Source organism: Pantoea sp. X-Soil-TKNS-1207, from assembly GCF_059730485.1.
On record NZ_AP035958.1, the window covers coordinates 2,854,264 to 2,868,116 of the forward strand.

8 protein-coding genes are annotated in these 13,853 nt (G+C 59.0%); all 8 read left to right on the forward strand.

The features are described from left to right. Positions 1–138: 138 nt before the first annotated feature. The 8 genes from AC6I8V_RS13380 (at position 139) to yegS (ending at position 13,746) form a co-directional block, all read left to right on the forward strand. The gene (locus AC6I8V_RS13380) at positions 139–1,377 is read left to right on the forward strand and encodes an MdtA/MuxA family multidrug efflux RND transporter periplasmic adaptor subunit (RefSeq protein WP_497842730.1); all 1,239 of its coding nucleotides are present in this window, start codon (positions 139–141) and stop codon (positions 1,375–1,377) included. Next, the gene (locus AC6I8V_RS13385) at positions 1,377–4,499 is read left to right on the forward strand and encodes an MdtB/MuxB family multidrug efflux RND transporter permease subunit (protein WP_497842731.1); all 3,123 of its coding nucleotides are present in this window, start codon (positions 1,377–1,379) and stop codon (positions 4,497–4,499) included. The genes AC6I8V_RS13380 and AC6I8V_RS13385 overlap by 1 nt, the downstream gene beginning before the upstream one ends. Then, complete coding sequence (gene mdtC, locus AC6I8V_RS13390; RefSeq protein WP_497842732.1) at positions 4,496–7,573, forward strand: multidrug efflux RND transporter permease subunit MdtC; 3,078 nt, start codon at positions 4,496–4,498, stop codon at positions 7,571–7,573. The genes AC6I8V_RS13385 and mdtC overlap by 4 nt, the downstream gene beginning before the upstream one ends. Positions 7,574–7,588: 15 nt before the next feature. Next, positions 7,589–8,998 carry an MFS transporter gene (locus tag AC6I8V_RS13395; protein WP_497842733.1) on the forward strand — a complete coding sequence of 470 codons (1,410 nt, stop codon included), beginning with the start codon at positions 7,589–7,591 and terminating at the stop codon, positions 8,996–8,998. Then, positions 8,995–10,380, forward strand: coding sequence for an envelope stress sensor histidine kinase BaeS (gene baeS, locus AC6I8V_RS13400; protein ID WP_497842734.1), 1,386 nt, complete (start codon positions 8,995–8,997; stop codon positions 10,378–10,380). Before AC6I8V_RS13395 ends, baeS begins: the two co-directional genes overlap by 4 nt. 9 nt (positions 10,381–10,389) lie before the next feature. Further along, positions 10,390–11,097 carry an envelope stress response regulator BaeR gene (gene baeR, locus AC6I8V_RS13405; RefSeq protein WP_497842735.1) on the forward strand — a complete coding sequence of 236 codons (708 nt, stop codon included), beginning with the start codon at positions 10,390–10,392 and terminating at the stop codon, positions 11,095–11,097. 143 nt (positions 11,098–11,240) lie between these two features. Further along, positions 11,241–12,614, forward strand: a complete 1,374-nt coding sequence (trhP, locus tag AC6I8V_RS13410) for a prephenate-dependent tRNA uridine(34) hydroxylase TrhP (RefSeq protein WP_497842736.1) — start codon at positions 11,241–11,243, stop codon at positions 12,612–12,614. Between the two features lie 232 nt (positions 12,615–12,846). Continuing rightward, positions 12,847–13,746 (forward strand): lipid kinase YegS, encoded by a 900-nt coding sequence (gene yegS, locus AC6I8V_RS13415; protein WP_497842737.1) that lies wholly within the window; start codon positions 12,847–12,849, stop codon positions 13,744–13,746. Positions 13,747–13,853: the final 107 nt, after the last annotated feature.

Genomic DNA, 13,853 nt, shown 5'->3' on the forward strand with positions numbered 1-13,853 from the left:
TACTTAGCATCAGCCGGACGATATTCTTATTTCCTTCAATTTTCGCCCATGCCAGGCGACTACAATTCTTCGTTTGCGCACCGGCCGGTTGGGTCGCGCAGTTTGGGAAAACGAATCCGCTGGAGAGCATATAAATTCATGAACACCCGACATCCTTTGTTGAAGAAAAGTCTCATCACCCTGGCGATCGTTGCCGTGCTGGCTGCCGGTTATTACTGGTGGCAACATCCGACGCAACCGGATCAACAACCGCAGGCCGAGGGCCAGCGCCATCACGGCAAAGGTGGCGCAGGCGGGGAAAATCGCCGCCCGCTGGCGCCGGTTCAGGCCGCGACCGCGGAATTACAGAGCGTGCCGCACTATCTGAGCGGGCTGGGCACCGTCACCGCCGCCAACACGGTCACCGTCCGCAGTCGCGTAGATGGTCAGTTAATGGCGCTGCATTTCAGCGAAGGACAGCAGGTAGCCGCTGGCGCGCTGCTGGCCGAAATCGATCCCCGTCCCTATCAGGTGGCGTTGACTCAGGCAGAAGGACAACTGGCGAAAGACCAGGCCACGCTGACCAACGCACGCCGTGATTTAGCGCGCTATGAAAAACTGGCGAAAACCTCGCTGGTCTCGCAGCAGGAACTGGATACGCAACGTTCGCTGGTGAGTGAAACCCTCGGCACCATCAAGGCGGATGAAGGTAACCTCGCCAGCGCGCAGCTTAACCTGACCTACAGCCGCATCACCGCGCCGGTTTCCGGTCGTGTCGGTTTGAAACAGGTCGACGTTGGCAACTACATCACCTCCGGCGATACCAATGGGCTGGTGGTGATCACCCAAACGCACCCGATTGACGTGATATTCAGCGTGGCTGAAAACAACATCAGCCAGATCCTCAAGGCACAGAAAAGCGGCCAGCCGCTGGTGGTCGACGCCTGGGATCGCAGCAATACCACGCTGCTCACCTCCGGTGCGTTGCTGAGTATTGATAACCAGATTGATGTCACCACCGGCACCATCAAGATGAAGGCGCGCTTCAGCAACGAGGATGACACGTTATTCCCCAACCAGTTTGTTAATGCGCGGCTGAAAGTTGATACCTTGCAGGATGCGGTGGTGATCCCGACGGCCGCGTTGCAGATGAGCAACGAAGGGCATTTTGTCTGGGTGGTGAACAGCGAGAACAAGGTGAGTAAAAAACGCGTCACCGCCGGTTTGCAGGATAGCCAGAAAGTGGTGATCAGCGCCGGGCTGGAAGCGGGCGAACGCGTGGTCACCGACGGTCTGGATCGTCTGACCGAGGGCGCAAAAGTGGAGATTGTCGCCCCGCAAAGCAGCGCCCCGCACAGTAGCCGCGCCACACAACCGGCACGCGGAGATCGTCAATAATGCAGGTGATGCCCCCCGACAACAATGGCGGACCCTCTCGCCTGTTTATTCTGCGGCCGGTGGCGACCACGTTGTTGATGATCGCCATCCTGCTGGCCGGTATTCTTGGCTACCGTTTCCTGCCGGTATCGGCGCTGCCGGAAGTGGATTATCCCACCATTCAGGTCGTTACGCTTTATCCCGGTGCCAGCCCGGATGTGGTCACCTCGTCGATTACCGCCCCGCTGGAGCGCCAGTTTGGCCAGATGTCCGGCCTGAAACAGATGGCATCGCAAAGCTCCGGCGGTGCTTCGGTCATCACCCTGCAATTTCAGCTAACGCTGTCGCTGGATGTGGCCGAGCAGGAAGTGCAGGCGGCGATCAACTCCGCCACCAACCTGCTGCCCAGCGATCTGCCCAATCCACCGGTGTACAGCAAAGTTAACCCGGCAGACCCGCCGATTATGACCCTCGCCGTCACCACCACCAGTATGCCGCTGACCCAGGTGCAGGATATGGTGGAAACGCGCGTGGCGCAGAAAATTTCCCAGGTCTCCGGTGTCGGTCTGGTCACCCTTTCCGGCGGGCAACGCCCGGCGGTGCGGGTGCAGATGAACGCGCAGGCGCTGGCGGGGCTAGGGCTGACCAGCGAAACGGTGCGCACCGCCATCAGCAATGCCAACGTTAACTCCGCGAAAGGCAGCCTCGACGGCCCGACGCGCTCGATTACCCTGTCGGCCAACGACCAGATGACCTCCGCCGAGGATTATCGCAAGCTGATTATCAGCTATAACAACGGCGCGCCGGTGCGTTTAGGCGATGTCGCCACCATTGAACAGGGGGCGGAAAACAGCTGGCTGGGCGCCTGGGCCAACCGCCAGCAGGCGATTGTGCTTAACGTACAGCGTCAGCCTGGTGCCAACATCATTGCCACCGCCGACAATATCCGCGCGCTGCTGCCGGCGCTGACCGCTGCGTTACCCAAATCAGTTGAAGTGAAGATGCTCACCGACCGCACCACCAACATTCGCGCCTCGGTGGCGGATACCCAGCATGAGCTGATGCTGGCGATTGGTCTGGTGGTGATGATTATCTATCTGTTCCTGCGCAACGTCCCGGCCACTCTGATTCCAGCCGTCGCGGTGCCGTTGTCGCTGGTCGGCACCTTCGCCGCGATGTATTTCCTCGGCTTCTCCATCAACAACCTGACGCTGATGGCGCTGACCATCGCCACCGGTTTCGTGGTGGATGACGCCATCGTGGTGATTGAGAACATCTCGCGCTATCTGGAGAAAGGGGAAAAACCGCTTACCGCAGCGCTGAAAGGGGCTGGCGAGATCGGCTTTACCATTATCTCCCTCACCTTTTCGCTGATCGCGGTCCTGATCCCGCTGCTGTTTATGGGCGATGTGATCGGCCGCCTGTTCCGCGAGTTTGCTGTCACCCTGGCGGTGGCGATCCTGATTTCCGCGGTGGTGTCGTTAACGCTGACGCCGATGATGTGCGCGCGTATGCTCAGCGTTGAATCGCTGCGCAAACAGAACCGCTTTTCGCGCGCCAGTGAAGCGATGTTTGATCGGGTGATTGCCGGTTACGGTCGCTGGCTGACGCGGGTGCTGCAACATCCGTGGTTAACGCTGTCAGTCGCCATCGGCACCCTGCTCCTCACCGTGCTGTTGTGGATCGTCATTCCGAAAGGCTTCTTCCCGCAGCAGGATAACGGCATTATTCAGGGCACTTTGCAGGCCCCGCAGTCGGTGTCGTACGCCAGCATGGCGCAGCGTACCCGCGATGTGGCATCGATTGTGATGAAAGATCCGGCGGTGCAAAGCCTCACCTCATTCGTCGGCGTTGATGGCACCAATGCCGCTCTGAACAGCGCGCGGTTGCAAATCAACCTGAAACCGCTGGCCGAACGCGATGATCGTATCCCGGCGGTGCAGAAACGCTTGCAGGATGCGGTGGCGAAGGTGCCGGGCGTGTCGTTATGGCTCCAGCCGGTACAGGATCTCACCATCGATACCCAGGCCAGCCGTACCCCTTATCAGTTCACGCTGCAATCGGGTTCGCTGGAATCGCTCAGCACCTGGGTGCCCGCGCTGCTAAATCAGCTTGCTACCCTGCCCCAGCTGCGTGATGTCAGCAGCGACTGGCAGGATCAGGGGCTGGAAGCCTTTATTCGCGTCGATCGCGACAGCGCCAGCCGCCTCGGCATCACCATGGCCGATGTTGATAACGCGTTATATAACGCCTTCGGCCAGCGCCTGATCTCCACCATCTACACCCAGGCCAATCAATATCGCGTGGTGCTGGGGCAGGACAGCGACGCCACGCCGGGTCTCGCCAGCCTTGACGGCATTCGCCTCACCAGCAGCGCTGGCGCCAGCATTCCGCTTAGCGCCTTTGCGCAGGTTGAAGAACGTCACGCCGCGCTAAGCATTAACCATCTGGATCAGTTCCCTTCAGCCACCTTCTCGTTCAACGTGGCCGACGGCTATTCGCTCGGCGATGCGGTAAAAGCCATCAGCGCAGCGGAAGATCAGCTGGGAATGCCGACCGAACTGATGACCCAGTTCCAGGGCAGCACGCTGGCCTTTGAAGCAGCGCTGACCAGCACCATATGGCTGATCGTTGCGGCGGTGGTGGCGATGTATATCGTGCTCGGCGTGCTGTATGAAAGCTTTATTCATCCGATTACCATCCTGTCAACGCTGCCCACCGCTGGCGTGGGTGCGCTGCTGGCGCTGATGCTGACCGGTAACGAGCTGGATATCATCGCCATTATCGGCATCATCCTGCTGATTGGTATCGTGAAGAAAAACGCCATCATGATGATCGACTTTGCGCTGGCCGCCGAACGTGAACAGGGTATGGCGCCGCGTGACGCGATTTATCAGGCCTGCCTGCTGCGTTTCCGTCCGATTCTGATGACCACGCTGGCGGCGCTGCTGGGTGCGCTGCCGCTGATGCTCAGTACCGGCGTTGGCGCGGAGCTGCGCCATCCACTCGGCATCGCCATGGTGGGCGGTCTGATCCTCAGCCAGATCCTGACGCTGTTCACTACGCCAGTGATCTACCTGCTGTTTGATCGCCTGGCGCACGCCACGCGTCGCCGCTTCCGCCGTTCGGAGGCGCAGTCGTGAAATTCTTTGCGCTGTTTATCCACCGGCCGGTCGCCACCACGCTGCTGACGCTGGCGATTGCGCTGGCGGGTATTCTTGGCTTCCGCCTGTTGCCGGTAGCGCCGCTGCCGCAGGTGGATTTCCCGGTGATCGTGATTTCCGCCTCGCTACCGGGCGCCTCGCCGGAAACCATGGCGTCGTCGGTCGCCACGCCGCTAGAGCGTTCGCTCGGACGTATCGCCGGGGTGAGCGAGATGACCTCCACCAGCTCGCTGGGCAGTACGCGCATCATTCTGGTGTTTGATTTTGACCGCGACATCAACGGGGCCGCGCGCGATGTGCAGGCGGCCATCAACGCCGCGCAAAGCCTGCTGCCCACCGGGATGCCGAGCCGCCCGACCTATCGCAAAGCTAACCCTTCCGATGCGCCGATCATGATTCTGACGCTGACGTCGGACATTTATAATCCCGGTCAGCTGTATGATTACGCCTCAACTCAGCTGGCGCAAAAGCTGTCGCAGATTGATGGTGTGGGTGATGTGACGGTCGGCGGCAGTTCGTTACCGGCAGTGCGCGTCGAACTGAATCCGCAGGCGCTGTTTAACCAGGGCGTCTCGCTGGATGCGGTGCGTACCGCGATTGCCAACGCCAACCAGCGCCGCCCGCAGGGCGCGATTGACGATAAACAGCAGCGCTGGCAGCTGCGCACCAATGATGAACTGCAAACCGCCAGCGATTATCAGCCGCTGGTGGTGCATTACAACAATGGCGCGGCGGTGCGGCTGCGCGACGTCGCCGAGGTGCATGATTCAGTACAGGACGTGCGCAACGCCGGGATGACCAACGGTAAACCGGCGGTGCTGCTGGTGATCCGCAAGTCACCGGATGCCAACGTCATCGACACTGTCGATCGCATCCGCGCCGAACTGCCGGAGCTGCATGAGGTGATCCCGGCGGCTATCGATTTGCAGGTCGCGCAGGATCGCTCCCCGACCATCCGCGCTTCGCTACAGGAGGTGGAGCAGTCGCTGGTGATCGCCGTGGCGCTGGTGATTCTGGTGGTGTTTGTCTTCCTGCGCGACGGTCGCGCCACGCTGATCCCCGCAGCGGCGGTGCCGGTATCGCTGATTGGTACCTTCGCCGCCATGTATCTGTGCGGCTTTAGCCTGAATAACCTGTCGCTGATGGCGCTGACCATCGCCACGGGCTTTGTCGTCGACGACGCTATCGTGGTGCTGGAGAACATTGCGCGTCACGTTGAGGCCGGGATGAAACCGTTACAGGCGGCACTGCGCGGCGTGCGCGAGGTGGGCTTTACCGTGCTGTCGATGAGCCTGTCGCTGATTGCGGTCTTCCTGCCGCTGCTGATGCTCGGCGGCATTATTGGCCGTTTCTTCTCCGAATTCGCCATTACGCTGTCGGTGGCGATCCTGATTTCGCTGTTTGTCTCCATCACCCTGACGCCGATGATGTGCGCGTACCTGCTGAAACCCCATGCGCCGCGCGCGCAACCCCGTCTGCGCGGAACAGGACGTCTGCTGATGGCGGTGCAGAACGGCTATGCGCGTTCGCTCGGCTGGGTACTGGATCATGCGCGTTGGGTCATTCTGGTGCTGCTCGCCACCGTCGGGCTGACCATCTGGCTGTTTATCTCGATCCCCAAAACCTTTATGCCGGAGCAGGATACCGGGCGACTGACCGGCTCAATCTCCGCCGATCAGAGCATCTCCTTCCAGGCGATGCGCGGCAAGTTGCAGGATTTTATGAACATCATCAAGGCCGATCCGGCGGTGGATAACGTCACCGGCTTTACCGGCGGCTCGCGCACCAACAGCGGTTCGATGTTTATCTCGCTCAAGCCGTTGTCGGAGCGCAGCGAAAGCGCCCAGCAGGTGATTGCCCGCCTGCGCGTCAAGCTGGCGAAAGAGCCGGGAGCTAACCTCTATCTCAACGCGGTGCAGGATATTCGTATCGGCGGTCGGGAATCGAATGCCAGCTACCAGTACAGCCTGCTGTCGGACAACCTTGCCGATTTGCGTACCTGGGAGCCACAGATTCGCCAGGCCTTCTCTGACCTGCCGGAGCTGGCTGACGTCAACTCCGATCAACAGGACAAAGGCAGCGAAATGGCGCTGATCTATGATCGGGCCAGCATGGCGCGGCTGGGCATTGACGTGTCCGATGCCAACGCCTTGCTGAATAATGCTTTCGGTCAGCGTCAGATTTCGACCATTTATCAGCCGCTTAATCAGTACAAAGTGGTGATGGAAGTCGATCCGCGTTATACCCAGGACATCAGTTCGCTGGATCAGATGTTTGTGATCAATAGCGACGGCAAAGCCATCCCGCTGAACTGGTTTGCCCGCTGGCAGCCCGCCAACGCGCCGCTGTCGGTCAATCATCAGGGATTATCAGCCGCGTCCACCATTTCGTTTAACCTGCCGGAAGGCGTGTCGCTGTCGCAGGCGTCTGATGCGGTCGACCGCACTATGACCGCGCTGGGCGTGCCGACCAGCGTGCGCGGCAGCTTTGCCGGTACCGCGCAGGTGTTCCAGCAATCGCAATCCAGCCAGCTGTACCTGATTCTGGCGGCGATTGCGGCGGTGTATATCGTGCTGGGTATTCTGTATGAGAGCTACGTGCATCCGCTGACGATCCTCTCCACCCTGCCCTCGGCGGGCGTCGGCGCGCTGCTGGCACTGGAGCTGTTTAATACCCCCTTCAGCCTGATTGCGCTGATCGGTATTTTGCTGCTGATTGGCATCGTGAAGAAAAACGCGATTATGATGGTCGACTTTGCGCTGGAGGCGGAGCGTAACGGCAACCTGACGGCGCGCGAAGCGATATTCCAGGCCTGCCAGCTGCGTTTTCGCCCGATTATGATGACCACGCTGGCGGCGCTGTTTGGCGCGTTGCCGCTGGTGCTGACCAGTGGCGACGGTGCCGAACTGCGTCAGCCGCTGGGTATCACCATCGCCGGTGGCCTGGTGATGAGCCAGCTGCTGACGCTCTACACCACCCCGGTGGTGTATCTGATGATGGATAAGCTGCGGCGCAGGAAGCGTCCGGCTCTGATCAATATTCAGGAGAATTAACGGGATGAAGAAACCATGACCACTCAGAACGCGACGGTTCGCTGGCAACTGTGGATTGTCGCTTTTGGCTTTTTTATGCAGTCGCTGGATACCACCATCGTTAACACCGCCCTGCCTTCGATGGCGCACGACCTGAATGTCAGCCCGCTCCATATGCATTCGGTGATTGTTTCTTACGTGCTGACAGTGGCCGTTACCCTGCCGATGAGCGGCTGGCTGGCGGATCGCTTTGGCGTCCGCAATATCTTCTTTACCGCTATCATCCTGTTCAGTATCGGCTCGGTCCTGTGCGCCTTCTCCACTTCGCTGGATCAGCTGGTTATGTCGCGGGTATTACAGGGCGTCGGTGGGGCGATGATGGTGCCGGTCGGGCGTCTGACGGTGATGAAGATTGTGCCGCGGGAACAATATATGTCGGCGATGACCTTTGTCACCCTGCCCGGCCAGGTTGGCCCGCTGCTCGGCCCGGCACTGGGCGGTATCCTGGTGCAATACGCCAGCTGGCACTGGATTTTCCTGATCAATATTCCGGTCGGCATCGTCGGCGCGATCGCCACCCTGGCTATCATGCCCAATTACACCATGCAGACCCGGCGCTTTGACTTCCTCGGTTTTGCCCTGCTGGCCGTTGGCATGGCGACCCTGACGCTGGCGCTGGATGGGCAGCGCAGTACCGGCGGCTCGGCGCTGTTGCTCGGCGCGTTGATTATGATCGGCGTGCTCTCGCTGTTGCTCTATTTAATGCATGGCCGCAACAACGACAACGCGCTGTTTAGCCTGAAATTATTCGATAACCGTATCTATGCCATTGGCCTGCTAGGCAGTTTTACCGGACGTATCGGCAGCGGGATGCTGCCGTTTATGACGCCGATTTTCCTCCAGGTGGGTCTGGGCTTCAGCCCGTTTCACGCCGGGCTGATGATGATCCCCATGGTGCTTGGCAATATGGGGATCAAACGCGTGGTGGTCCGCATCGTCAATATGTTTGGCTATCGCAACGCGCTGGTAGGCGGCACCATGGCGCTGGCGCTGGTGGTACTGCTGTTCCCGGCGGTGGCACTGCTCGGCTGGACCTGGCTGCTGCCGGTGGTGCTGCTGTTGCAGGGCATGGTCAACGCCATTCGCTTCTCCTCCATGAATACCCTGACGCTCAAAGAGTTGCCGGATGAGCTGGCATCGAGCGGCAACAGTTTGCTGTCGATGATTATGCAATTGTCGATGAGTATCGGCGTCACCGTCGCCGGTCTGCTGCTGGGCGCTTTCGGTCATGGCGCGATCACCAACAGCGAAGCAACCCATCAGATCTTTATCTACACCTACCTCTGTATGGCCGTGGTGATTGTCCTGCCTGCGCTGGTGTTCTGGCGTGTGCCAAAAGAAGTGAGCAAAAACGTCGATCTGCGACGCAGGAGAAATGAAGGATGAAGCGGCCGATCAAACTGGGTATCGGTGCCAAGCTGTTTATGGCCATTTTCTCCACCTGCATGTTGGTGATCATTACCATGCATTGGGGGGTGCGGCTGAGCTTTGAACACGGTTTTGTTGATTACATCAAAAAAGGCAACGAACAGCGTTTAACGCTGCTGAGCGATGCGCTGGCCGATCAATACGAACAGCACGGCAACTGGGATTTTCTGCGCAATAATGACCGGCTGGTTTTTACCATCCTGCGTTCGCTGGAGCAGAACCCTGGCAGCAATAATCAACTGCCGCCGCACGGCTGGCGCACCCAGTTCTGGATTATCGACCAGCAATACAAAGTGCTGTCCGGGCCGCGTTCGCCGGTGCCGCCAGAAGGTACGCGCCGTGATATCACCACCAGCACCGGCAAGGTTGTCGGCTGGGTGATCGGCTCACCGGCAGAGCGCCTGACGCGCAGTACTGATATTAATTTTGACCAGCAGCAACGCCGCACCAGCTGGATGATTGTGGCACTCACCGCGCTGCTGGCGGCACTGGTCACCTGGCTGATGGCGCGCGGTTTTCTGGCGCCGGTGAAACGGTTGGTGGATGGCACCCATCACCTGGCGGCGGGTGATTTCGCCTCCCGCGTCGAGGTAGGCAGCAGTGACGAGCTGGGACAGCTGGCACGGGACTTCAACCTGCTGGCGAGTTCGCTGGAGAAAAACGAAAGCAATCGCCGCGCCTTTATGGCCGATATCTCTCACGAACTGCGCACGCCGCTGGCGATTTTACGCGGCGAGCTGGAAGCGATGCAGGATGGCGTGCGGAAGCTGACGCCGGAAGCCATCACCTCGCTGCAAACCGAAGTGGTGGTGCTGACCAAGCTGGTTGAAGATTTGCACCAGCTGTCGCTGTCCGATGCCGGCGCCCTCGCCTACCGCAAACAGGCGGTGGATCTGGTGCAGCTGCTGGAAGTGGTGGCGGGCAGTTTTGCCGAACGCTATCGCAGCCGCCAGCTGTCGTTGCAGATGTCGCTGCCAGCCCACGCGCCGGGCTTTGGCGATCCCGATCGTCTGATGCAACTGTTCACCAATCTGCTGGAAAACAGCCTGCGCTACACCGATGCCGGTGGTCAGGTACGTGTGACGATGAAAAACAGTGGCGACGACTGGCAACTTTTCTTTGCTGATAGCGCCCCTGGCGTCGATCCGGCCCATCAGGCGCAGTTATTTGAACGTTTTTTCCGGGCCGAAAGCTCGCGCAATCGCGCCAGCGGCGGCTCGGGCCTGGGTCTGGCCATCTGCAAAAATATTGCGGAAGCGCATGGCGGTAGCATTAGTGCAGATCTGTCTGATTTAGGTGGCCTGCAAATCACGCTAAACTTGCCTTATGTTCCCCACTAAGCGCAGCCTATGAGCACGGAAAAGCACGACCCTTTAATCCTTGTTGTTGAAGACGAGCCAAAACTGGCGCAGCTGATGATTGATTATCTGCAGGCGTCAAATTATCGCACCCATCACATTGCCGATGGCGCTGAGGTGCTGAGCTATGTACAACAGTCGCCGCCGGATTTGATGCTGCTTGATTTGATGCTGCCCGGCCGCGATGGCTTAACCCTGTGCCGCGAAATCCGTCGTTTCTCCGATCTGCCGATCATTATGGTGACGGCACGTACCGAAGAGATCGATCGTCTGCTGGGACTGGAAATTGGCGCCGACGATTATATCTGTAAGCCCTTCAGTCCGCGTGAAGTGGTCGCACGCGTCAAAACTATTCTGCGTCGGGTAAAACGTTCGCCGGAAGAGGCGCAGCAGGCGTCCCATCTGCTGATTGACGAAAGCCGCTTTCAGGCCAGCTGGCGTGAACAGCAGCTGGAACTGACCCCTGCCGAGTTCCGACTGCTGAAAACCCTCGCCCTCGAACCCGGCAAAGTGTTTTCACGCGAACAGCTGCTTAACCATCTCTACGACGATTACCGCGTAGTGACAGATCGCACCATCGACAGCCACATTAAAAACCTGCGCCGCAAGCTGGAAAGTCTCGACGCCGAGCAGCCATTTATCCGCGCAGTGTATGGCATGGGGTATCGCTGGGAAGCCGATGTCTGCCGCTTACTGTAGCAAGTCACGCCTTACCTTGATCCAGGTCAATTTACTTGTTCGCGGCCCTGCCTAAAATTCCCCACCTTTTGCAGGGCCGTCCGACGCGGCCGCTGCACCTGCCAGCGCCGCTGGCATGCTGACCTGACATCAGATGAGATCCCATGTTTAAACCTGAACTGCTTTCTCCAGCGGGAACGCTGAAGAATATGCGCTATGCCTTTGCCTATGGTGCCGACGCGGTGTATGCCGGTCAGCCGCGCTACAGCCTGCGCGTACGTAATAACGAATTCACCCACGAAAACCTGGCAAAAGGCATCGATGAAGCCCATGCCCTCGGCAAGAAATTCTATGTGGTGGTAAACATCGCGCCGCATAACGCCAAGCTGAAAACCTTTATCCGCGATCTGACGCCGGTGGTGGCAATGCAGCCGGATGCGCTGATCATGTCCGATCCCGGCCTGATAATGCTGGTACGTGAGGCCTTTCCCGCGATGCCAATTCATCTCTCCGTGCAGGCCAATGCGGTCAACTGGGCGACGGTGAAGTTCTGGCAGCAGATGGGGTTAACACGCGTCATTCTGTCGCGCGAGCTGTCGCTGGAAGAGATTGGCGAAATTCGCCAGCAGGTGCCCGCGATGGAAATCGAAATCTTCGTGCATGGCGCGCTGTGCATGGCCTATTCCGGCCGCTGCCTGCTCTCCGGTTATCTGAACAAACGCGACCCGAATCAGGGGACCTGCACCAATGCCTGTCGCTGGGAGTACAAGGTGGAGGAAGGTCAGCAGGATGACGTGGGCAATATCGTCGGTTTCCATCAGCCGGTGGTGGTGCAGGATAGCGCGCCAACGCTGGGACTCGGCACCCCAACCGACCGCGTCTTCCTGCTGGAAGAGAAGATGAAACCGGGCGAAACCATGAGCGCCTTCGAGGATGAACACGGCACCTACATTATGAACTCGAAAGATCTGCGCGCCGTGGCGCACGTTGAACGTTTAAGTCAGATGGGTGTGCATTCGCTGAAGATCGAAGGTCGTACCAAATCATTTTATTACTGCGCCCGTACCGCGCAGGTCTATCGTCGCGCTATCGATGATGCCGCCGCCGGTAAACCTTTTGATCCGGCACTGCTGGAAACGCTCGAAGGTCTGGCGCACCGCGGCTATACCGAAGGCTTTTTGCGTCGTCATACCCATGACAGCTACCAGAATTATCAGCAGGGCTACTCGGTATCGGAGCGCCAGCAGTTCGTCGGCGAATTTACCGGTGAACGCCGTGGCGACTGGGCGCAGGTGGCGGTGAAAAATAAGTTTATGCGCGGCGATCAGCTGGAGATTATGACGCCCAACGGCAATCTCAACTGCACGCTGGACGCCATGCAGAATGACAAAGGGGTGGCGGTAGAAGTCGCGCCGGGCGATGGTCATCGCGTCTGGCTGCCGGTGCCGCAACATGTCGACCTGACATTTGGTCTGCTGCTGCGTAATTTTACCGATGGCAACAGCACGCGCGACCCACACGCCAAAGACCGCACATAATGAAAAGAAATGGGTGAAGTTAGAACAGGATCACAGACCGCCGTTTCACCCTGGCTTAAACTCCCGCCTGCTGCTAACGAGTAAGAACAAACAGCAGGTAGTACCAGGAACCACCTCATTCACCCGCCCGGCTCCCCCGTGCGGGTTTTCTTTTTTTCGTCGCCCGCCGATAAAGTTCCCACCCCAGCTATGCTATAACCAGTTTTCTGTCTGAAGCCTCAAGGAATGGATTATGCAAAACCAAGCGCTTACGTTATTGATCCTCAATGGCAAAGGGGCCGGGAATGAGGATTTACGCGCCGCCGTGGAGAAACTGCGTGACGAAGGCGTGAATCTGGCGGTTCGCGTGACCTGGGAAAAAGGCGACGGCGACCGTTATGTGCAGGAGGCCGTCAGGTTGCAGGCGGAGACGGTGGTAGCTGGCGGTGGTGACGGCACCATCAACGAGATCGCCACGGCGCTTGCTGCGCTACCCGAGGCACAGCGACCCGCGCTGGGCATTTTACCGCTCGGCACCGCCAATGATTTTGCCACCAGCGTGGGCATTCCTGTGGAGATGGAACCGGCGTTGCGTCTGGCGGTACTGGGTAAAGCCACCGCTATCGATCTGGCGCGGGTGAATGGCGATCGCTACTTTATCAACATGGCGACCGGCGGTTTTGGTACGCGCATCACTACCGAGACGCCGGAAAAGCTGAAATCGGCGCTGGGCGGGGTTTCTTATTTTATTCATGGCCTGATGCGGGTTGATGCGCTGAAGCCAGACCGCTGCGAAATCAATGGGCCTGGCTTTGACTGGCAGGGCGATGCGCTGGTGATTGGCATCGGCAACGGGCGTCAGGCGGGCGGCGGTCAGAAATTGTGCCCGGATGCGCTGATCAACGATGGGCAGCTTAATCTGAGCATCGTAACCGCTCAGGAGTTGTTACCCACGCTGCTGCATTCGCTGACGCGCGATGATGAGAATCCGAATATCGTTTCGGCGCAGTTGCAGTCGCTAAGCATTCATTCTCCCCATCAGATGACGTTTAACCTCGATGGCGAACCCCTTACCGGCAGTGAGTTTCGCATCGAGGTAATGCCCGGCGCGCTGAGTTGTCGCCTGCCGCCGCAGTGCCCGCTGCTGGCATAGTGCCTGCCAGGTCGGCATTAATGCCGACCCTACAACCTAGGGTGCGCATTGATGCGCACCTGGATACCGTCATCAATCCCGCCCCCACAACGTAGGGTGCGCATTTA

Excerpts from the sequence above, each read along its gene's own strand:
- AC6I8V_RS13385 (WP_497842731.1), top strand. The coding sequence starts at position 1,377 with ATGCAGGTGATGCCCCCCGACAACAATGGCGGACCCTCTCGCCTGTTT.
- baeR (WP_497842735.1), top strand. The coding sequence starts at position 10,390 with ATGAGCACGGAAAAGCACGACCCTTTAATCCTTGTTGTTGAAGACGAG.
- baeS (WP_497842734.1), top strand. The coding sequence starts at position 8,995 with ATGAAGCGGCCGATCAAACTGGGTATCGGTGCCAAGCTGTTTATGGCC.
- AC6I8V_RS13395 (WP_497842733.1), top strand. The coding sequence starts at position 7,589 with ATGACCACTCAGAACGCGACGGTTCGCTGGCAACTGTGGATTGTCGCT.
- trhP (WP_497842736.1), top strand. The coding sequence starts at position 11,241 with ATGTTTAAACCTGAACTGCTTTCTCCAGCGGGAACGCTGAAGAATATG.
- yegS (WP_497842737.1), top strand. The coding sequence starts at position 12,847 with ATGCAAAACCAAGCGCTTACGTTATTGATCCTCAATGGCAAAGGGGCC.
- AC6I8V_RS13380 (WP_497842730.1), top strand. The coding sequence starts at position 139 with ATGAACACCCGACATCCTTTGTTGAAGAAAAGTCTCATCACCCTGGCG.